At 67.6% G+C, this 19,843-nt stretch carries 21 protein-coding genes and 1 tRNA gene; 8 read left to right on the plus strand and 14 right to left on the minus strand.

The genetic code is table 11. The annotated features are described in order from the left end of the window. Nucleotides 1-76 precede the first annotated feature (76 nt). Both ACLFA2_RS00485 and ACLFA2_RS00490 read left to right on the plus strand, forming a co-directional pair. The gene (locus ACLFA2_RS00485) at nt 77-1,174 is read left to right on the plus strand and encodes an alcohol dehydrogenase catalytic domain-containing protein (protein ID WP_021200773.1); all 1,098 of its coding nucleotides are present in this window, start codon (nt 77-79) and stop codon (nt 1,172-1,174) included. Nucleotides 1,175-1,230: 56 nt separating this feature from the next. Then, a complete protein-coding gene (locus tag ACLFA2_RS00490; protein WP_426621838.1) occupies nt 1,231-2,706 on the plus strand; it encodes an APC family permease in 1,476 nt (491 codons plus the stop codon). Between the two features lie 120 nt (nt 2,707-2,826). Here ACLFA2_RS00490 and ACLFA2_RS00495 read toward each other — a convergent pair. The 5 genes from ACLFA2_RS00495 to dusB all read right to left on the minus strand — a co-directional run bounded on the left by ACLFA2_RS00495 (nt 2,827) and on the right by dusB (nt 8,198). Beyond that, a tRNA-Asn gene (locus ACLFA2_RS00495) sits at nt 2,827-2,902 on the minus strand. Nucleotides 2,903-2,999: 97 nt separating this feature from the next. Next, nucleotides 3,000-3,773 (minus strand): ATP-binding cassette domain-containing protein, encoded by a 774-nt coding sequence (locus ACLFA2_RS00500; RefSeq protein ID WP_021198591.1) that lies wholly within the window; start codon nt 3,771-3,773, stop codon nt 3,000-3,002. A gap of 36 nt (nt 3,774-3,809) precedes the next feature. Continuing rightward, the gene (dnaG, locus tag ACLFA2_RS00505; RefSeq protein ID WP_031206747.1) at nt 3,810-5,669 is read right to left on the minus strand and encodes a DNA primase; all 1,860 of its coding nucleotides are present in this window, start codon (nt 5,667-5,669) and stop codon (nt 3,810-3,812) included. Continuing rightward, a complete protein-coding gene (locus ACLFA2_RS00510) occupies nt 5,669-7,054 on the minus strand; it encodes a deoxyguanosinetriphosphate triphosphohydrolase (protein WP_021198589.1) in 1,386 nt (461 codons plus the stop codon). Before ACLFA2_RS00510 ends, dnaG begins: the two co-directional genes overlap by 1 nt. After that, entirely contained in the window at nt 7,044-8,198 is a 1,155-nt protein-coding gene (gene dusB / locus ACLFA2_RS00515) for a tRNA dihydrouridine synthase DusB (protein ID WP_021198588.1), read from the minus strand. Before dusB ends, ACLFA2_RS00510 begins: the two co-directional genes overlap by 11 nt. A 59-nt stretch (nt 8,199-8,257) precedes the next feature. Between dusB and ACLFA2_RS00520 the strand changes: the two genes are divergently transcribed. Then, nucleotides 8,258-8,752, plus strand: a complete 495-nt coding sequence (locus tag ACLFA2_RS00520) for a glutathione peroxidase (RefSeq protein WP_021198587.1) — start codon at nt 8,258-8,260, stop codon at nt 8,750-8,752. A 32-nt stretch (nt 8,753-8,784) separates the two neighbouring features. Here the strand turns inward: ACLFA2_RS00520 and ACLFA2_RS00525 are convergent, their stop codons facing one another. Further along, the gene (locus ACLFA2_RS00525; RefSeq protein WP_021198586.1) at nt 8,785-9,471 is read right to left on the minus strand and encodes a DsbA family oxidoreductase; all 687 of its coding nucleotides are present in this window, start codon (nt 9,469-9,471) and stop codon (nt 8,785-8,787) included. Nucleotides 9,472-9,540: 69 nt separating this feature from the next. Here ACLFA2_RS00525 and ACLFA2_RS00530 point away from each other — a divergent pair, with 69 nt between their 5' ends. After that, on the plus strand, nt 9,541-10,152 hold the full coding sequence (locus tag ACLFA2_RS00530; protein ID WP_021198585.1) for a hypothetical protein: 612 nt from the start codon (nt 9,541-9,543) through the stop codon (nt 10,150-10,152). On the opposite strand, the gene ACLFA2_RS00535 is transcribed toward ACLFA2_RS00530, so the two are convergent. Together ACLFA2_RS00535 and recO are read right to left on the minus strand one after the other, a co-directional pair. Beyond that, entirely contained in the window at nt 10,092-10,895 is an 804-nt protein-coding gene (locus ACLFA2_RS00535) for an isoprenyl transferase (RefSeq protein WP_426621839.1), read from the minus strand. The genes ACLFA2_RS00530 and ACLFA2_RS00535 overlap by 61 nt on opposite strands. Further along, nucleotides 10,892-11,635, minus strand: coding sequence for a DNA repair protein RecO (gene recO, locus ACLFA2_RS00540; RefSeq protein WP_021198583.1), 744 nt, complete (start codon nt 11,633-11,635; stop codon nt 10,892-10,894). The genes ACLFA2_RS00535 and recO overlap by 4 nt, the downstream gene beginning before the upstream one ends. A 34-nt stretch (nt 11,636-11,669) precedes the next feature. On the opposite strand from recO, the gene ACLFA2_RS00545 reads away from it, so the two are divergent. Beyond that, the gene (locus tag ACLFA2_RS00545; protein WP_021198582.1) at nt 11,670-12,368 is read left to right on the plus strand and encodes a trimeric intracellular cation channel family protein; all 699 of its coding nucleotides are present in this window, start codon (nt 11,670-11,672) and stop codon (nt 12,366-12,368) included. Nucleotides 12,369-12,387: 19 nt separating this feature from the next. Here the strand turns inward: ACLFA2_RS00545 and ACLFA2_RS00550 are convergent, their stop codons facing one another. Beyond that, entirely contained in the window at nt 12,388-13,122 is a 735-nt protein-coding gene (locus ACLFA2_RS00550) for a TetR/AcrR family transcriptional regulator C-terminal domain-containing protein (protein WP_347125700.1), read from the minus strand. Between the two features lie 67 nt (nt 13,123-13,189). Here ACLFA2_RS00550 and ACLFA2_RS00555 point away from each other — a divergent pair, with 67 nt between their 5' ends. Continuing rightward, a complete protein-coding gene (locus ACLFA2_RS00555) occupies nt 13,190-13,570 on the plus strand; it encodes a VOC family protein (RefSeq protein ID WP_021198580.1) in 381 nt (126 codons plus the stop codon). Nucleotides 13,571-13,652: 82 nt separating this feature from the next. Here ACLFA2_RS00555 and leuA read toward each other — a convergent pair whose 3' ends face one another. Next, entirely contained in the window at nt 13,653-15,407 is a 1,755-nt protein-coding gene (gene leuA, locus ACLFA2_RS00560; protein WP_029260222.1) for a 2-isopropylmalate synthase, read from the minus strand. A gap of 193 nt (nt 15,408-15,600) precedes the next feature. Here leuA and ACLFA2_RS00565 point away from each other — a divergent pair, with 193 nt between their 5' ends. Beyond that, nucleotides 15,601-16,248, plus strand: a complete 648-nt coding sequence (locus ACLFA2_RS00565; RefSeq protein ID WP_426621840.1) for a hypothetical protein — start codon at nt 15,601-15,603, stop codon at nt 16,246-16,248. 56 nt (nt 16,249-16,304) lie between these two features. After that, complete coding sequence (locus ACLFA2_RS00570; RefSeq protein ID WP_021198577.1) at nt 16,305-16,805, plus strand: hypothetical protein; 501 nt, start codon at nt 16,305-16,307, stop codon at nt 16,803-16,805. A gap of 52 nt (nt 16,806-16,857) precedes the next feature. On the opposite strand, the gene ACLFA2_RS00575 is transcribed toward ACLFA2_RS00570, so the two are convergent. Genes ACLFA2_RS00575 through ACLFA2_RS00590 form a run of 4 tightly spaced genes read right to left on the minus strand, consistent with a single transcriptional unit; the run spans nt 16,858 to nt 19,800 of the window. Next, the gene (locus tag ACLFA2_RS00575) at nt 16,858-17,814 is read right to left on the minus strand and encodes a quinone oxidoreductase family protein (RefSeq protein ID WP_426621841.1); all 957 of its coding nucleotides are present in this window, start codon (nt 17,812-17,814) and stop codon (nt 16,858-16,860) included. Between the two features lie 15 nt (nt 17,815-17,829). Then, on the minus strand, nt 17,830-18,303 hold the full coding sequence (locus ACLFA2_RS00580) for a hypothetical protein (RefSeq protein ID WP_426621842.1): 474 nt from the start codon (nt 18,301-18,303) through the stop codon (nt 17,830-17,832). Then, nucleotides 18,300-19,280: a hypothetical protein gene (locus tag ACLFA2_RS00585; protein ID WP_426621843.1), complete on the minus strand. Its 981-nt coding sequence runs from the start codon at nt 19,278-19,280 to the stop codon at nt 18,300-18,302. The genes ACLFA2_RS00580 and ACLFA2_RS00585 overlap by 4 nt, the downstream gene beginning before the upstream one ends. Then, on the minus strand, nt 19,273-19,800 hold the full coding sequence (locus ACLFA2_RS00590) for an RNA polymerase sigma factor (protein WP_021198573.1): 528 nt from the start codon (nt 19,798-19,800) through the stop codon (nt 19,273-19,275). Before ACLFA2_RS00590 ends, ACLFA2_RS00585 begins: the two co-directional genes overlap by 8 nt. Between the last annotated feature and the right edge of the window lie 43 nt (nt 19,801-19,843).

Raw genomic sequence — 19,843 nt, forward strand, 5'->3', positions numbered from 1 at the left:
TCCACATATTTGTCGGATGCCCGCGGTCCCGCACTCTCCTAGCATCGTCGGCAGCCCCCTCCACCCGAAGGATGTCATGAAAGCTGTTGTCTTCCGCGATCCGCAGTCCCCGATCGAGTTCGTCGACGTCGACCTCGCCCCGCCGCGTGCAGGTGAGGTTCGAGTACGCATCGCCGCTGCCGGCGTGTGCCACTCCGACCTCCACGTCAAGCGCGGCGAATGGGATGCGGCTGCTCCCCTGGTCATGGGACACGAGGGTTCCGGTGTCGTGACCGAACTCGGCGAAGGTGTCACCACACTGGCCGTCGGCGATCACGTCGTCCTGAGCTGGGTGCCCCCGTGCGGTGAGTGCCGCTACTGTCGCGCCGGCCACGAGGCACGCTGCCAGAAGGTCGCGACCGTGGTCGCTCCCCTCGGCGTGCTGTTCGACGGCACCTCGCGCCTCAGCCTCGACGGCGAACCGCTGCACCACTATCTCGGAGTCTCCTCGTTCGCGGAGGAGGTCGTCGTTCCCGCCTCGGGGGCCGTCAAGGTCCGTGACGACGCGCCGCTCGATGTCATCGCCGTCGTCGGCTGCGCGGTGGCCACGGGCGTCGGCGCCGTCCTCAACACGGCGGCGGTCGAGCCCGGTTCCACCGTCGTCGTGATCGGCTGCGGCGGCGTCGGCCTCAATGTCGTGCAGGGCGCGCGCCTGGCCGGCGCCGAACGCATCATCGCGATCGACGTGCGTCCGGAGAAGACGCAGATGGCGCTGCAGTTCGGCGCGACGGATCGCATCGATGCCTCGCTGGGCGACCCCGTCGCCCAGCTGCGCGAACTCATCCCGGACGGCGTGGACTACGCGTTCGACGCGATCGGCCGCACATCGACGACCGAGCAGTCGATCCAGATGCTCGGCCTCGGCGGTGCCGCCGTGATCGTCGGCCTCCCTCCCACGGGAGCCCGTGCCTCGTTCGAACCCCTCGTCCTCGCCGAGGCCGACCAGCGCATCCTGGGATCGAACTACGGCTCCGTGCGTCCCTCGATCGATGTCCCGGCGCTGGTGGACCGCTACATGGACGGCCAGCTCAAGATCGATCCGCTCATCTCCGGTCGACGTCCGCTCGCCGAGGCCGCTGCGGCGCTCGACGATCTCGAGACCGGCTCCGCGCTCCGCACGCTTCTCATCCCCTGACCGCACGCCACCCGCAGCCTCCACCCCATCCCCGGAAACCCGAATCCAGGAGAACCATGTCAGACACCGTCGTCGCCCCACCCGGCACGCCCACCGATGCCGGTCTTCGCACCGGCGTCATGAGCGGACCGGAACTCGCCGCCCAGGCCATCGCGAACATCGCCCCCAGCGCCGTCATCGCGTTCACCGCTGCGGCCATCTTCCTCGGTGCCGGCAACGGCACCATCTACGCCTTCGCACTCGCGACCATCGTCATCCTGTGCGTCGGCTACTGCGTTGTCGTGTTCGCCCGCAAGCACGCCTCTGCGGGATCGCTCTACACCTATGTCTCCAAGGGGCTCGGTCCGTTCGGCGCATTCCTCGCCGGCGTCACACTGCTGATCGGCTGCTTCGGCATCGCTGCGGCTTCACTCAGCGGCTCCGTCAGCTACATGGCGCAGTTCCTCACCATGCTGGGCCTCCCCGCCCAGGGCCTCGGGTGGGACATCGGCCTCGCCGTCGTCCTCGGCGGCCTGGCGACGCTGTTCACGATCCGCGGGATCCGCCTGTCCGCCCGGGTCTCGCTCGTACTGGAGCTCGTCTCGGTGGGAATCATCCTCGTTCTCCTGATCGCCGCGCTCGTGTGGGCCGGCCCCGCCGCGTGGGACCCCGCGCAGGTGCTCGCTTCCGGATCGTCGTTCCAGGGGGTCGCGTCCGGCATGGTCCTCGGCATCCTCGGTTTCGTCGGCTTCTCCTCCGCCGACGCGCTCGGTCGCGAGGCCAAGGAGCCGTACAAGGCCATCCCCCGCGCGATCATGTGGAGCGCCCTCGGTGTGGGGGTGCTGTACGTGTTCGCCGCGTACACCCAGATCACGGTACTCGGTGACGACCTCGCCACCTCGTCCAGTCCCCTGGAGAGCATGTCCGCACTGATCGGGATGCCCGGCTGGTTCGCGGCCGTGCTCACGTTCGGTGTCTCCGCGTCGTTCTTCGCCGTGGTCGTCGCTCCGCTCAACGTGATCGGTCGCATCGTGTACGTGATGGGCAAGGAGGGCGTCGTCGCCGAACGATTCGGACGCACCCACGAGCAGCATCTGACGCCTCACCGCGTCCTGATCATCGCCGGCGCTGCAGCCGTGGCGGTGGACATCGTGCTGCTGCTCTCGGGCGCGGCGACCGGCGAGATCCTCGTCTGGGTGAACACCTGGGGCACCTACGGCTACATGGTCGCCTACGCACTCGTCGCGATCGCCTGTGTCGTCTACACGCAGCGCGCGAAGATGCGCAATGGACTCGTGAAGGTCTGCGCGACGGTCGCCGTCGTCACCATGGCCTACGTCTTCTTCGCGAACGTCTGGCCGGTGCCGGTCTTCCCCTACAACGTGATCCCCTACGTGTTCCTCGTGACGGTCGCCCTGGCCCTCACCCGGTACGCCTACCTGGCCCGCCGTCGGCCCGAGGTCATCGCCCGCATCGGGCAACACCGAGACGAGCGCGATGGAGGGCGTCGGCTGATCCGGCCTCCCTCGGACGAGAAGAGCCCCTTCCGATGAGGGGCTCTTCTCGTACCTCGGCTGATCGACGTCCGCTCTTCGACGGTGCCTGCTCGACGGTGCCCGTTCGGTGCACGGGAAAACGAGAGAAGCCCCCTCCGTGGAGGGGGCTTCTCTCGTTGGCTCCCCGGCTTGGACTCGAACCAAGAACCTGCCGGTTAACAGCCGGCTGCTCTGCCAATTGAGCTACCGAGGAATGTGCACCGCTGAGCGGGCAACTCGACAAGCTTAGCAAACTCCCGGACCTGTTCACGACACCGGGGCGCCGTTCGCGGATGCCGGGCGTGTCGGGGTCAGTGGCGCGAATCCGACTCCGCGTTCGGCACCCACAGCAGGTCCTTGCCCACGCCGCGCGCGACGACATGTCCGTTGCGGAGCATGAGCGTCTCGGCATTCAGCTCGCGGATGAAGTCGGCGTCATTGGTGACGAGGAGAGCGGCCATCGACTGCTCCTTGCGACGACGGGTGATCGCATCGAACACGACCGGCCGCACCTCGAGGTCGAGATTCGCGAGCACCTCGTCGGCGATGAGCACCTTCGGCTCCAGGACGAACGACCGCGCGATCGCCACGCGCTGACGCATGCCGGCACTGAGCTCGTAGGGGAACTTCGCGGCTGTTCCGAGGGGAAGGTGCAGCTCGTCGAGCAGAGTGGCGACGCGGATCGAGAGTGCCTTCGTGTTCACCCGCCGCTCGCGCATGAGGATGGGCTCCGCGATCACCTCGTTCACGGTGAGTCGCGGCGGCAGATCGGCGCCGGCGCCCTGCGGTACGAATCCGGTGCGATAGGTGAGGATCCGATGCTTGCGACCCGGCCGACGCACGTCCACCCCGCACACCTCGGCACGCCCGCCGACGACCTTGACCGAGGGATCGGTGGAACCGGCGAGAGCGGCGACCAGCGTCGATTTACCCGAACCCGTGGGGCCCGCGACGCAGATGAGTCCGCCCGGCACAAGGGAGAAGGTGACGCCGTCGACGGCCCGAGTCGGGATCCCGTGTCCGATGCGGTCGATCACCAGATCGGAGCAATCGATCGCGTTCGTGGATACGGGCCTGCGGGACATGACTCCATCCTGCCCTCTGGGCGATGCCGGTACGCGTTACGACTCGGCGAAGCGCTGACGCTCTGCGTCGATGTCGCGCAGACGCATCCGCAGCGCGCGACCACCGTCGGAATCGGCGGGCACACGCTGCACCGCACCGAGGAGCTCCTGCTTCTCGTGCTCGAGCTGGCGGAGCACGAGCCTGCGGGCGAGGTCGGCCACGGTGGCGACAGCCCGCTCTTCCGTCCGCTCCGGGAATGGAGTCATCAGCAGCTCCCCCGCGAGCGAGCGGTAGGGCTCGCGGACGCCGTTCACGGCCTCGGTCACCCAGCCGGCCCTGCTGCGGTCGGGAGCCGCGGCGACGGCCTCGCGCACGGCATCCAGTGCCGGGGTGCGGAACGGCGCCTCCAGAGCCCTGTTGAGGAGGGCCTGATCGACCTGATGCCCGTACTGCAGGGCTCCCATCAGCGCATCGCGTTCGACCGCGACGTCGGGGCTGCGAGGCAGGGTCGCGAGAGTGACCGGAGCGACGAGGGGAGCGCCGGTCACCGAGTCGATCTGCGGAGCCTCCCGACGCACCTGATGCGGTGCAGGTCCCCCACGAGCCGCGCGTTCGACTTCACTGCGCACCTCGGTGGGATCCATCCCGAGCCGACGCGCCAGCACACGCTCGTATCCCGGCCGGAGGAGCTGGTCACGGATCTCGGCCACGATCGGAGCCGCGGCCCGCAGAGCCCCGACCCGACCCTCGACCGTCGAGAGGTCGAAGCCACTCAGCTTGCGGTCGATCGCGAACTCGAACATCGGCTGCTTCGCGTCCATCAGTCCGCGAACCGCGGCGTCTCCGCGTTGAAGACGCAGATCGCACGGGTCGAGGCCGTCGGGCGCGACGGCGACGAAGGTCTGCGCGTTGAAACGGTCGTCCTCCGTGAAGGCACGCAGCGCGGCCTTCTGCCCCGCCTCGTCACCGTCGAACGTGAAGACGACCTCACCGGATGCGTTGTCGTCACCCATCACCCGGCGCAGCACCTTGATGTGATCGGTGCCGAAGGCCGTGCCACATGTCGCGATCGCCGTCGTGAGACCGGCGAGGTGACAGGCCATCACGTCTGTGTATCCCTCGACCACGACCACACGGCGAGGGTCGCCGCGAGCGATGTCGCGCTTGGCGAGGTCGAGCCCGTACAGCACCTGCGCCTTCTTGTAGATGGGCGTCTCCGGGGTGTTCAGGTACTTGGGTCCCTGGTCGTCGTCGAAGAGCTTGCGCGCGCCGAATCCGATGGTCTGCCCCGAGACATCCCGGATCGGCCACACCAGACGCCCGCGGAAGCGGTCGTAGACCCCGCGCTGCCCCGTGGAGACGAGACCCGCATTGCTCAGCTCCTCGCGGGTGAACCCCTGCGCGGTCAGCGCCTTGAGCATCCCGTCCCAGCCGCGCGGAGCGAAGCCGACTCCGAAATGCGCCGCAGCTCCGGCGTCGAATCCTCTCTCACCGAGAAAGCGCCGTCCTGCCTCCGCATCGGGGGTGAGCAGCTGCGCACGGAAGAACTCCGCCGCCGCGGTGTTCGCCGCGTACAGCCGGCTGCGGCCGCTCGTCTCGGGGGCTGCTCCCCCGTCTTCATAGTGCAGTGTGTACCCGATACGCCCGGCGAGACGCTCGACTGCTTCCGTGAAGCTGACGTGATCCATCTCCCGCAGGAAGGAGTAGACGTCCCCCGACTCCCCGCATCCGAAGCAGTGGTAGTACCCCACCTGCTGGCGCACATGGAAGCTCGGGCTCTTCTCATCGTGGAAAGGACACAGCCCCTTGAGCGACCCGACACCGGCCGACTTGAGAGCGACACGCTCCCCGATGATGTCGGCGATGTTCGTGCGCGCCTTCACCTCATCGACATCGGCCTGCCGGATCCGGGGCATCAGTGCGCCCTTTCGGCGACGGGCAGCCGCTCGGCGTGCGCCTGGGCGCCAGGGCGGGCGTGACGGGGAGTCCAGATCCCGACCTCGGCCGGATCGATCTCGCCGACGAGGCGGTTGTGCCAGTCGATCGCGCTCTGGTCGGTGAGGCTCGCGATCTGGTCCACCACGACTCTGGCGCGTTCGGCGTCGTTCTCCGCCGCGACGAAGTCCGCGGCGAACGCGGGCTCGAGCACATCGGACCCGGCGGACCACAGCGCGTCAGTCGACCAGAGGGCGTCGGCGAGTCTCTTCAGCACCCGCCGCTGCTCCTTGTAGACGCCCTTGCGGGCTTCGATCGTGACGATCGCCTGCCCCATGATGCCCTTGAGCACGGCGATCTCGACCTCGATCACTCGCGGGACGACGACATGGGCGTTGTAGCGGACGAGTGCTGTCGTGCCGTAGGCCTCCGTGGTCGCGGAGACCGAGGCTCGGGCGAAGCGTCCGATCAGATCGCTCGTGAGGTTCTTGAGACGGGCCAGTGCCTGGCGGGAGCGGTCGAACGACGAGAGCCACATCGGCTGCGACGCGAGGCGGTAGAGCGCATCGGCGAGTTCATCGCGAGTGAAGTCGTATCCCACCCACTGCTGGATCCGTCCGACGAGAGCGTCGTGCTGACGGGGGTCGGCGAGCTGAGCGACGTCGACATAGCCGTTCACGATGGCGTCCTCGAAGTCGTGGACCGAGTACGCGATATCGTCGGAGAGATCCATGATCTCGGCTTCGATGCAGCGGAGACGCCCCGGCGCCCCTTCGCGCATCCAGCGGAAGACCGCCTCGTCCTCGGGGTACACCCCGAACTTCAGCCGACCACCCGGGTCCGGCACCGGACTGTCGACCGTCCACGGGTACTTGCACGTGGCGTCGAGGCTCGCACGGGTCAGATTCAACCCCACGGAACGGTCGGCGTCGTCGAGGACCTTCGCCTCCAGCCGCGAGAGGATGCGCAGGGACTGGGCGTTCCCCTCGAAGCCCCCGATGGGCTCTGCCCACTCGTTGAGAGCTCGTTCGCCGTTGTGACCGAAGGGAGGATGCCCCAGGTCGTGGCTCAGGCACGCCGTGTCGACGACATCCGCCGAGACGCCGAGGGCGACAGCGAGCTCGCGCCCGACCTGAGCCACCTCGAGGGAATGCGTCAGCCGGTTGCGGGCGAAATCCGCGGTGCTGGCGGGACTGAGCACCTGCGTCTTCGCGGCGAGTCGGCGCAGCGCGGCGGAGTGCAGAACACGGGCACGATCGCGAGCGAAATCGTTGCGCTCGGAACGATGGGTTTCGGCGAAGAAGCGTTCGGCGTCTCGCGCGTCGTAGCCGTCGGCGCGCAGGCCTGCCTTGGGGTCAACCGCCACTGTTCTCGATCTCCGCTCCACGCATCATCTCCGAGGTGTCGGATGCGATCTCCCGCGACTCCAACCACTTCTCCGGCAGGGCGGTGCGCTTCGGGTGTCCCGCTCGACCGCGCTGCCCCTCGGCGTCCGCACCGGGATAGGGCGCCGTGTGATCGAGCCGGCCGAGGAGGTCGTCGATCTCGGCGAGGCTGGATGCCGTGGCGAGTCCGGTGCGGATGTCGCCCCCGACCGGGTAGCCCTTGAAGTACCAGGACACGTGCTTGCGGATATCCCGGCACCCGCGGTCCTCATCCTCGAAGAACTCGACCAGCAGCTCGGCGTGGCGACGGAAGGCGTTCGCGACGAAGCCGAGTGTCGCATCGACGGTCTTCCCCTCCCCACCGAAGGCCGTGGCCAGCTCGCCGAACAGCCACGGGCGTCCGAGGCAGCCACGCCCGACCACGACACCGTCGCAGTCGGTCTGCGCCATCATGCGCACGGCGTCGTCGGCCGACCAGATGTCGCCGTTGCCGAGCACCGGGATGCTCGTGACCGCCTGCTTCAGCTCGCCGATCGCGTTCCAGTCCGCGAACCCCGAGTAGAACTCGCCAGCGGTCCTGGCGTGCAGCGCGACCGCGGCCGCCCCTGCATCTTCAGCCGCTCGCCCGGCATCGAGGAAGGTGAGGTGGTCTTTATCGATGCCCTTGCGCATCTTCACCGTGAGCGGGATGTCGCCTGCGGCTTTCACCGCCTGGTCGACGATATCGGCGAACAGCTTCGACTTCCACGGCAGCGCCGCGCCCCCGCCGCGGCGCGTGACCTTCGGCACCGGGCACCCGAAGTTGAGGTCGATGTGGTCGGCGTGGTCCTCGGCGACGATGATGCGGACGGCCTCGGCGATGGTCTTCGGGTCGACGCCGTACAGCTGGATGGACCGCGGCGTCTCCGACTCGTGGTGGCGGATCAGTCGCATGGTGGTCTCGTTGCGCTCGACGAGAGCGCGCGAGGTGATCATCTCGCTGACGTACAGCCCGGCGCCGTACTCACGACACAGTCGCCGGAAGGCGGTGTTGGTGATCCCCGCCATGGGTGCGAGGACGACCGGCACGTCGAGATCGATCGGACCGATGCGAAGGGGGCGGGCAGGTGCGGTGGCGAGAGTCATGTCCCCTCTATTCTCCCAGACGCGGAGCCCACGGGGATGCGGCGATCTAAGCTGTGAATATGACCGAATCCGCGCTCCGCACGATCCCGTTCACCGACGCGAAGGGCGAGGAGAAGACGCTCGACGATCTCGGTGCCGACGTGGTGCTGGTCGTGAACGTCGCCTCCAAGTGCGGCCTGACGCCGCAGTACGAGCAGCTCGAGGAGCTGCAGCGTCTGTACGGCGACCGCGGGTTCACGGTCGTCGGCTTCCCGTGCAACCAGTTCTTCGGCCAGGAGCCCGGCTCGGTGGACGACATCCTCGAGTTCTGCTCGACGACGTACGGCGTCACGTTCCCGGTCAACGACAAGGTCAAGGTGAACGGCAAGAACGCCGCGGAGCTCTACAAGGCACTCAAGGAGACCCCGGACGCCGGCGGAAAAGCCGGACGGGTCGAGTGGAACTTCGAGAAGTTCCTCGTGCTGCCGGATGGGGACGTCCTGCGCTTCCGCCCGAAGCAGAAGCCGGACGCCCCCGAGATCGTCAGCGCCATCGAAGCCGCGCTGACCCGCTAGATCGAGCCGAGCGTCGGACCGGCGCCGAACGGTCAGACGGCTGCCGTCTCCGTCTCGGCTTCTCCGCGCTTCGACCAGAGGTCGCGGAGGACGTTCTCGAACGCCGCCGGTGGCTGCGCCCCGCTGATGCCGTACTGGCCGTCGACGACGAAGAACGGCACACCCTGGATGCCGTAGGCGCGGGCCTGGGCCTGATCCTGACGAACCGCCGGCAGGTACTGCTCGCTCTCGAGCGCCGCGCGAGCGCGATCTGCGTCGAGGCCGACCTCGGTCGCGAGCTCGACCAGGTCGTCGATACGGCCGACGTGCTTGCCTTCGGTGAAGTAGGCGGACATGAGCCGCTCCTCCAGCTCGTGCTGCAGGCCCTCGGCCTTCGCGAAGTGCAGCAGCTCATGAGCCTTGACCGTGTTGGTGTGCTGCAGCAGGTCGAAGCGGTACTCGAGTCCCGCGTTCGCGGCGACACCGGTCACATTCGACAGCATCTGCTCGACCTGCTCGCGCGGCATTCCCTTGTGCCCGGCGAGGAAGTCGATCTCGTCGCCGTCGAAGTCGACGGGGGTGTCGGGCGAGAGCTCGAAGGAGTGGAAGGTGATGTTGACCTGCGGTGCGTCCTCGTCGGCGGCGACCGCTTCGAGACCCTTCTCGAGGTTGCGCTTGCCGATGTAGCACCAGGGGCAGGCGATGTCGGACCAGATGTCGATAGAGATGGGTTCAGTCACACTCTCATGCAACCGCATGCGCCTATGAGCTATTCCGAGGCAGCCACAGCTCGCGGGTAGGCTTCTCGGATGCTCTCCGCCGACGACCCGCTGCCGCTCCGGCCGGAGCGGGTTCTGGTGGCGGGCGTCTCCGGCTCGGGGAAGACGACCCTGTCGCGGCGTATCGGCACGATGTGGAGCCTGCGCCACGTCGAGATCGACGGTCTGTTCCACGGACCGAACTGGACTCCTCGCCCCGAGTTCCTCGACGACGTGCGCGCCTTCGCGTCCGACGACCGTTGGGTCACCGAGTGGCAGTACACGAGCAAGGGCACGGATGCGATCCTCACGCCGCGCGCGCAGCTCGCCGTCTGGCTGGACTATCCCCACCGCGTCGTGCGCGCCCGTCTGATCCGGCGCACGCTCGCCCGCGGCATCCTGCGACTCGAGCTCTGGAACGGGAACCGCGAGAAGGGACCGTGGAACCTGCTGAACCGCGATCCCGAGGAGAACATCCTCGCGTGGCAGACGGCGACGCTCCACAAATGGAGCGAGCGGTTTCCGGCCCTGCAGGAACACTTCCCCCACCTCGTCGTCGTGAGGCTGCGCCATCCGCGGGAAGCCGAGAGGTGGCTCCGGGCTCAGGCCGAGGCCTCCGGCGTGTCGATCGCGCCGCCGAAACGACGATCGCGCGACAGATAGATACCGATGGCGCGCCACAGCTCCTCACGCGAGAAATCGGGCCAGAGGGTGTCGAGGAACACCATCTCGGCGTAGGCCGACTCCCACAACAGGAAGTTCGAGGTGCGTTGCTCCCCCGAGCTGCGCAGGAACAGGTCGACGTCCGGCATGTCGGGCACATACAGGTTCCGGCGGATCATCTTCTCGGTGATCGCCTTCGGCTTCACCCGCCCGGCGGCGACATCCTCGGCGACCGCCCGCATCGCATCGACGAGCTCCACCCTGCCGCCGTAGTTCACACACATGGTGAGGGTGAGCACGTCGTTGCCACGAGTGAGCTGCTCGGCGTGCTGGAGCTCCTTGATGACGCTTCCCCACAGACGCGGCTTGCGTCCGGCCCAGCGGATCCGCACGCCCCATTCGTTGAGCTGATCACGGCGTCGGTGCAGCACGTCGCGGTTGTACCCCATCAGGAAGCGGACCTCCTCGGGAGAGCGCGCCCAGTTCTCGGTCGAGAACGCGTACACGGAGAGATGCTTCACCCCGGCCTGGATCGCGCCGGCGACCACATCGAGAAGCACCTCCTCCCCTGCCTTGTGACCTTCGATCCGGTTGAGGCCCCGGCGGTTGGCCCAGCGGCCGTTGCCGTCCATGACGATCGCCACGTGCTCCGGCACGGCCCGGAACACAGGGGGATGCACGCCGGTCCAGTCCAGCGGGCGATAGGCCACGGCGTCCTTGTGCGTATACGGCTTCGGGCTCACCGTTCTCCTTCCGAAGGGATGTCGGACACGTGGGCGAGGGAGCGGATCCCGCGTTCCAGATGCCATTGAGCGTAGGCGGAGACCAGGCCGGACGCGGCGGCCGTGTCGGCGGGCGAAGACCCGTCGATGACGTCCCACTCGCCGGCGATCAGCGCCCGGAGCAGCGCCAGGGTCTTCTCGGCGACGCGGGGGCTCCCGGCAGGGGCGCAGTTCTGGCAGACCAGTCCGCCCAGCTGCGCGACGAACCGGGAGTGCGGACCCGGAGTGCCGCAGCGCGCGCATTCGTCGAGGGAGGGCGCCCATCCGGAGAGGGACATCACCCGCAGCAGATACGAGTCGAGGATGCTGCGGGCGACATGCTCTCCGCGGGACAGCGCACGCAGCCCGCCGACGAGGAGCAGGTACTGGTCGGGCGTCGCCTCCGAGTCGCTCAGGCGATCGGCCGTCTCGACCATCGCGTTGGCCGCCGTGAACCGGTCGTAGTGCGCGGCGATGTCCGTTCCGTAGGAACCGAGCGACTCGGCCTGCTGCACGATGTCGAGCGAGCGGCCTTGATACAGCTGCACGTCGGCGACCATGAACGGCTCGAGTCTGGCCCCGAACTTCGACGAGGTCCGGCGCACGCCCTTCGCGACCGCGCGAACCTTGCCATGACGCCGCGAGAGCATGATGACGATGCGATCCGCCTCACCGAGCTTGTGGGTGCGCAGGATCACCGCTTCGTCTCGATAGGTGGGCACCCTCCGATTATCCTCCGTGCGCGAGAATGGAGGCGTGACCGAACCGCTCTTCACCATTCCGCTGTGGGCGGACCTCCTCGGCGTCGGCCTCGGTGGCGTCCAGGGCGCGATGTTCGCATCGGGGTTCCAGGGGCAGCGTCGACTCGACTGGCTCGGCGTCTCGATCATCGGCATCATGATCGGGATGGGTGGCGGTCTCATCCGCGACATCCTGCTGGGGCAGACGCCCGCCACCCTGCAGAATCAGTGGTATCTGGTCACCGCCGGCGGGGCGGCCCTGCTCGGCATGCTGCTCGCGGGCCTCTTCACCCGGCTGAACACCGTGATCGTGGTCCTCGATGCCGTGGTGATCGGCATGTTCGGCGCCTTCGGGACGAGCAAGGCCCTCGCATTCGGGATCCCCGAAGTCCCGGCGGTCTTCATCGGCGTCTGCGCCGCGGTCGGTGGCAGCGTGCTCCGCGACATGCTCATGGGGCTTCCGACCGCGATCATGCACGTCGGTTCGCTCTACGCGGTCGCCGCGGGGGCAGGATGCACCTTCATCGTGATCGCCGTCGCCCTCGGAATGCCGATCACTCTCGCGGCGGTCATCGGCATCGCCGTCACAGCCGTCATCCGGGTCCTCGCCGTCACGTTCGACGTCTCCCTGCCCGAGCAGCGGCGCATCTACCGCCGCAAGGTGGCCGCAGAGACCGGCGCGATCGCGATCGTCAAGCCCAGCGCCGACCTCTGAGGACCAGCACGACACGCTCTCAGCGCGGCGAGGAATCCGAGACGATGCCGGCGAGCCCGTCGATCACCCGTGCCACACCGAAGTCCCATGCGACGTCGGCGTCGTAGGGGCCGTCCATCGCTTCGCCGGCTGCTTGACCGACCGCCTGAGCAAGGGGGAAGTCCGCCCCGAGATATCCCGTCACGCGCGGCGCGGCCTCGGCCCAGAACGGTCCGAAGCGCTCCCGCGCTGCACTCCCGCGCATTCTCGCCGCCGTCGCCCTCACGAAGTCGAGGACGAAGGACAACGCCGCGTCACGCTCGACATCAGACAGTCCGGCGTCGTCGAATGCCCGCAACTCGCGGTCGTATTTCGCTATCGTTCCCGGACCCACGACGACTCGAGCATCATCGATGTCCAGCAACCATGCATGGGCGCGGAACAGGGCGAGATTCTCATCGGCCACGCGACGCACGCGGGCTCGCCACCCCGCTCTGTCCGTCGGCGACGTCACCATCCTCGCGTGCGCCTCGTCGACCATCAGGACGAGCAGCTCCGCCCGACTGTTGACGTGCGTGTAGACGGACATCGCCGTGAGGTCGAGCGACTGCGCCAGCGCACGGATCGTCATCGCCTCGGTCCCACCGGCGTCCGCGAGTTCGATCGCCCCGGACACCACGGCGTCGACGGATACGCGAGAACGCGGCCCGCGACGGCCGTCCGCTCGCTCGGACGCGTCCTTGCGCCAGAGCAGGTCCACGAGATTCTTGGCCATTTCGGAATATCCTCCCGCGTCGACGACTTAACTCTGTACGTTGTACGTAGTTTATGACAGGAGAACTGTGAACATCACTCAGACCGCCATCTCGCTCAACGTTCCCGACGTCGCCGCCTCGGCGTCCTTCGCCAAGACCCACTTCGGCTTCGAGGAGGCGATGTCCGCCGAGGGCTTCGTCTCCCTGCAGCACCCGGACTCTCCACCGAGCATCATCTTCCTCGAGACCGGGCTGAGCACGTTCCGCCCGCAGGAGATCGCCGGCTCCGCAGGGGAAGGCACCCTGGTCGTTTTCGTCGTCGACGACATCGACCGGGAATTCGCGCGCATCTCCGACGCCGGAGCGCGGGTCATCACTCCCCCGGAGACCGAGCCCTGGGGTGAGCGCTACTGCCAGTTCGCCGATCCGAACGGGCTCGTCTGGCAGCTGGTGCAATGGGTCGCATAGTCCCCTGACCAGAGGTGCACACACAGACGACGGCGGCCGGGGTCCTCGGGGGATTCCGGCCGCCGTCGTCGAGACGCGTCGATCAGACCGCCGCGAGCTCCTGCTGACGCGTGCGGATCGAACGGTTCACACCCGACACGATCGCCTTGAGGGACGCGGTCGAGATGTCGCCGTCGATGCCGACGCCCCACAGACGCTGATCGCCGACCTGCAGCTCGACGTAGGCTGCCGCCTGCGCGTCGCCACCGGCGCTGAGCGCATGCTCGACGTAGTCGTACACCGTGATGTCGAAGCCCTGCCCACGCAGCACCTCGACGAAAGCGGCGACAGGCCCGTTGCCGTTGCCGGTGACGGACACCTGCTGATCGTCGTCACGCAGGACCACGTCGAGGGCGACGTCGCCGGACATGTCGCTGCGGGTCTGCGTGGCGAGGAGCTCGAAGCGTCCCCACTTCGCCGCCGTGTCGACCGCCGGAAGGTACTCGTCGTTGAAGATCGACCAGATCTGCTCGCTCGTGACCTCTCCACCCTCGGCATCCGTCTTCGCCTGCACGACGCCCGAGAACTCGATCTGGAGCTTGCGGGGCAGATCGATCGCGTGGTCGGCCTTCAGCAGGTAGGCGACACCGCCCTTGCCGGACTGCGAATTCACGCGGATGACGGCCTCGTAGGAGCGACCGAGGTCCTTCGGGTCGACGGGCAGGTACGGTACGGCCCACTCGATGTCGTCGACCGTCACGCCCTCGGCCTCGGCACGCACGGCCATGGCTTCGAAGCCCTTCTTGATCGCGTCCTGATGCGATCCGCTGAAAGCGGTGAAGACGAGGTCGCCCGCCCACGGGCTGCGCTCCGGCACCGGCAGCTGGTTGCAGTACTCGACCGTGCGCTTGACCTGGTCGATGTCGCTGAAGTCGATCTGCGGGTCGATACCCTGCGTGAAGAGGTTGATGCCCAGCGCGACGATATCGACGTTGCCCGTGCGCTCGCCGTTGCCGAACAGGCATCCCTCGATGCGATCGGCGCCGGCCATGTAGCCGAGCTCAGCCGCTGCGATCGCGGTACCGCGGTCGTTGTGCGGGTGCAGCGACAGGATCACGTTCTCGCGGTGCGCGAGGTGACGGCTCATCCACTCGATCGAATCGGCGTAGACATTGGGCGAGGCCATCTCGACCGTGGCGGGCAGGTTGATGATCACCTTGCGGTCGGGAGTGGGCTCGAAGACCTCGATCACCTGGTTGCAGATGTCGACGGCGAACTCGAGCTCCGTGCCGGTGTAGCTCTCGGGCGAGTACTCGTAGTAGACCTTCGTGTCGGGGATGGTCTTCTCGAACTGCCGGCACAGGCGCGCCCCCTCGAGCGCGATGTCGATGATGCCCTGTTTGTCGGTGCGGAAGACGACCTCGCGCTGCAGCACGCTCGTCGAGTTGTACAGGTGAACGATGGCCTGCTTGGCGCCGGCGATCGACTCATAGGTGCGCGCGATGAGGTGCTCACGCGCCTGCGTCAGCACCTGGATGGTGACGTCGTCCGGGATCAGGTCCTCTTCGATGAGCTGACGGACGAAGTCGAAGTCGGTCTGGCTCGCCGAGGGGAAGCCGACCTCGATCTCCTTGTACCCCATGCTGACGAGCAGCTCGAACATCACGCGCTTGCGCTCGGGCGACATCGGGTCGATCAGGGCCTGGTTGCCGTCACGGAGGTCGACCGCGCACCAACGGGGCGCCTTGGTGATGCGGGCGTCGGGCCAGGTGCGGTCAGGCAGGTGGACGTTGATCTGCTCGTGGAACGGCCGGTACTTGTGGATCGGCATAGCGGACGGGCGCTGAGTGTTCTGCATGATGGGGCTTCTTCTCTTCGTCAAGATGAACGGGCCAACACAAGCGCCGCGACGAGGAAGGCCCTAGCTTTAGGACTCGTCGCGGCAGCTAAGAAGAAGCAGACCGCCGAAAGGCATGAGGTCATGCTAGCAGGGATGCGATCGCGGTACCGACGTGTCTGAGACGATCCGGATCTCACCGACACTCGTCGGTATGAGCACATCGCAGCGTCGCCTGTCCATCGCCGCCGCCTCAGGCGTCGGCCTCCTGTTCCTGAGCGCATGCACGACGGGCCCCGGCACCTCGCCGGCTCCGACAAGCACGACGGCGTCGTCCGAGCAGCGCATCGAGGACGCCCGGCCCGATCTCCCCGAAGGGCGCGTGATCGGGGTGGGTACGGTGCTGGACGTGGGTGGCGACGTGCAGCTGTGCATGGGAGCGATCATGGAGTCGTCTCCTCCGCAATGCGACGGCGTCCCCGTCGACGGCTGGTCCTGGGACGACGTGGAGGGTCGCGAGTCCAGTGGGGAGACGACGTGGGGTGCATACGCCGTGTATGCCACCTACGACGGCGAGCGACTCACGAACACCGATCCGCCAATCATGCTCGCACTCTTCGACCCGATCGCCCCGGAGGATCCCACGGACGGTGTCGACGGCACGACGCCGCCCGGAGAACTCAGCCGCATCCAGGACGACATCTCGGCCCGCCTCGACGATGAGGCGGTCACCCTCCGCACCGATCGCGGTTACGTGTGGCTCGATGTCGTCTGGGATGACGGGACGATCCAGGATGCCGCGGACGCGGAGTACGGAGACGGTGTCGTGATCGTGACGTCCACGCTCCGGGAGATCGACTGAGCGCCCGCCGTCGTGTGCGATCATTTCCACGTGCATAGACCTCCGGTCGCGATGCGATGAGAATCGAGTTGCTCATCGGCGGGTTCGCCATCCTCATCGGCATCCTCGCGTCGATCCTGTCCCGGCAGACCACCGAGCTCATCGTCGCGGGGAACTACGTGATCGGATCACATCGCGGATCCGTGGCGAATGCCACGCAACGACCATGGATGACACGACTGATCGGCATCGTTTTCGTGATCGTCGGAGCAGTCCTGGTGGTGTACGGCGTCGATGACGCGCCTGGTCCCCGCCCCGCTCCTGCTGAGCAGTGGGAGCTCATCCTGCCGCTCGTGTCCTCGGGTGTTCTGGGAGCCTTCGGGCTCGGCGTCCTCGCCTCACGACGCCGCCTCACCGTCCTTGCCGCCGAACGGTTGAAGGTGAATGGTGCTGAGATCTATGAGGGCGATCAAGCGGAGAGGAGCGCCCGCATGATCGTGTTGACGTTCGCTATCTGGATCTTCGTCGTCTCCGCATTGATTTCTGCGGCCGGGGTCATCTTCTACCTGCGGGCCTGAGCCGGAGGACGCTGAAGCAGCGGACACACATCGGACAGACAACGCCCCTGCACTAGGGGATCAGAGCGATCTTGCCGCCGGGATGGCCGGTGGCGAGAAGCCGATGCGCCGCCGGTGCGTCGGCCAGGGGGAAGGTGCGGGCCAGAGGGACCACGAGATCGCCGTTCTGCGCCAGCGCGACCAACTCTCCCCGCACCTCGTCGCGGAAGCGGGCGCTCTGAGGCATCGACCCGGCGATGAAGCGGATGCCGTCACCCTCCGCGCGACCCGCGGCGGCAATCGTGACGATCCGTCGACGGTCGGTGATGAGTTCGAGGGACGCGTCCACGGCTTCCCGCGTTCCCGCCGTGTCCAAAGCCGCAGCGATCGGAACATCCGCAAGGTCGCGGACTCGGCCGGAGAGCCCGGGGCCGTACTCCACAGGGACGCCCCCGAACCTTCGGACTTCGCCGAAGCGGGCTGAGCTCGCCGTTCCGATGACGCGGATGCCGCGGAGCCGCGCCTGCTGCAGCACGCTCACACCGACGGCGCCGGAAGCGCCGTGGAGAAGGATCGTCTCCCCTGGTGCCGCAGCGGTGACGGCGAGCATCTCTGCGGCCGTGGTGCCGACGAGCAGCAGATTCGCGGCCTCTGGGTGCGTGAGCGTCGACGGCTTGGCGAACACCTTCTCGGCGGGCACGATGATCTCGCTCGCGTAGCCACCGCGCACGCGGAAGGCGATGACCTCGTCGCCGATGTCGACGCCCCCCGAGCCGGTCCGGCTGTCCGCGCCGATGGCCGAGATCTCCCCCGAGACCTCATACCCGATCGGGACGGGCAGCTCGATGCCCGTGCGGGGAGCCGCGACATGCTTCGCGTCTGCGGGGTTCACCCCCGCGGCGCGGACACGGATCGTGACCTCGCCGGGTTCGGGAGTGCGCAGCTCATGCTCGACGAACGCCCAGGTCTCGGGCGGGCCCCACACCGGCGCGGTCCACTGCCACGCGCGGAACGGATCAGTCGAGGCCACGGTGCGCGATGCTTCTCAGAGGACGCAACGCAGGTTCGTGACGGTGCCCGATACGTTGGACCAGTTGCCCGCGTAGATGGTGGCGAGCACCGATGATCCGTTTCGCGCCTGCATGTAGCCGGAGGTCCGTGCATTCGCCGCTGACCTGGTCACGAAGCTCGCTGGCACGGCGTTGACGGTGCACGAACTGAAGCTCAGAATGCTCCCGCCGAGTGACGCGAGATTGAATGCGCAGGTCTTGCCGGTCGCGCAGCCGCCGACTGTGCGCGCGGAGATGCTGGACGCGCCGCGGATCTGCAGCTCCATGCCGAGGTCGGGCCACACCGCTCGCGTCGCATCGATGACGATGCCGCCCGGCACCTCTTCGAGCATCGCGGTGACGGCAGGATCGACCTCACGATCGCTCGGGTCTGCGGCCATCGCCGGAGTCGCTCCGAAGGCGACGAGCAGCCCGAGGACGATCGCCGCGAGAGCAGTCGAGCGCTTCATCGGAACACATCCTCCTCCACGTCCCACATCTGATACGAGATGATCGAGCCCGCAGCGAAGAGCTCGTCGGCGATCAGCACGGTGCGCTCCACTCCGACGATCCTTCCCGTGTCGCGGGACACCAGCACCACGTCGCTCACCGCCCCATCGGGCGACTGCACACGGATGCCGTCGACGGGTCGCCCCAGCCGATCCGTCGACGTTCCGAGCGCCTGACCGCCGCCGGCCTCCTCGAGGAGGAGCAGCAGCTCGCGGTGCTGCGCATTCGTCAACGTCCATTGGCCGAGGACGGAGGTGAATGCGGTCTCCACGTCGAATGCCGTCGGGTCGTCCGGCATGCCGAACGCACGGAGCATCGCCACCATGTCGTCGTGCGTCTCGCCGGGCACAGCGGTCCAGGGAGTGGTGAAGTCCCCCGGTGCCATCACCAGATCGTTGACCACTCTTCCGCTGCTGGTGACCTCTGCAGCATTGCTTGCCGCCGCGTCCGAGGGGTCGTACGGAACACCGTCGATGGTGGTCGCACGTCCGGACCCGTCCGGTTCCCACGTGAGCGTCGAAAGCTGGGGAACGACGGTCGTGGTCTTCGAATCGACCTCGACGTTGAACCCCCAGGAGGCGGTCCTGACCGATCGCACCGGCTCACCGGGACCGGGGCTCTCGGCGAGGCTCGCTTCGGCCCCGTCGACGACCTGAGCGACAGTGACCGAGCCGTCGAACTCGAGCGGTGACGGCATCCCGGCCACCGCCGCCCCCTGCGGGGAGAGCACGGCGAAGGCCAGAGCCGTCGAGGCTGCGACCGCGGTCAGACCGGAAGCCCAGCCGAGTGCACGCCGACGGCGACGCCTCGGTGCGGTGCTCGTGCGGAGGATGCGGTCGCGAGTCGCGAGGGCCCGCGCGTCGGGCGCAGCGTCACGTGGAGTCGGTGCGGGATCGGCATCGCTCAGCATCCGTTCGAGCACGGCGTTGTCAGTCATCACCCGTCGTCCGCCCCTCCAGGCCCAGCTCCGCACACAGGCGATCCTGCGCGCGTCCCAGCGTCTTCCGCACTCGCAACTCGGAAGCGCGCAACAACTCCGCGATCTCCCCCACCGTGAGTCCGTCCCAGTACGTGAGCATGATGATACGCCTCTGACCTGGAGTGAGGACAGCCAAAGCCCGCAGGACCGCGAGGCGACTGTGCTGATCCGGTCCGCCCTCTTCGCCGGAGAGCCCCAGATGCACAGCGTCGAGCGCACCGTAGGGCGTCGACGCCCGGCCGGAACGAGCCCGCAGCCGCCGATCCGTCGCCCGCAACAGCCAGACACGGCTCGGCGGTCGTGCAGGTCTGAGCTTGGTCCAGGCGAGCAGGAACACCTCGGAGACGATCTCGGTGACCTCGTCCTCCGCGCCGACGACGCCCTCGATGTGATGCCGCACTGCTGCCCAGTGCTCATCGAACACTCGGGTGAAGACCTCGTTGCGCAGCGGATTCGGGTCTTCGCTGCGACCACTCATGTCGCCGGGGTCGGCGGCCTGCCCGCCGCCATCGACGTGATAC

This window comes from Microbacterium sp. As-52 (assembly GCF_049949185.1).
Taxonomy (GTDB): domain Bacteria; phylum Actinomycetota; class Actinomycetes; order Actinomycetales; family Microbacteriaceae; genus Microbacterium; species Microbacterium maritypicum_A.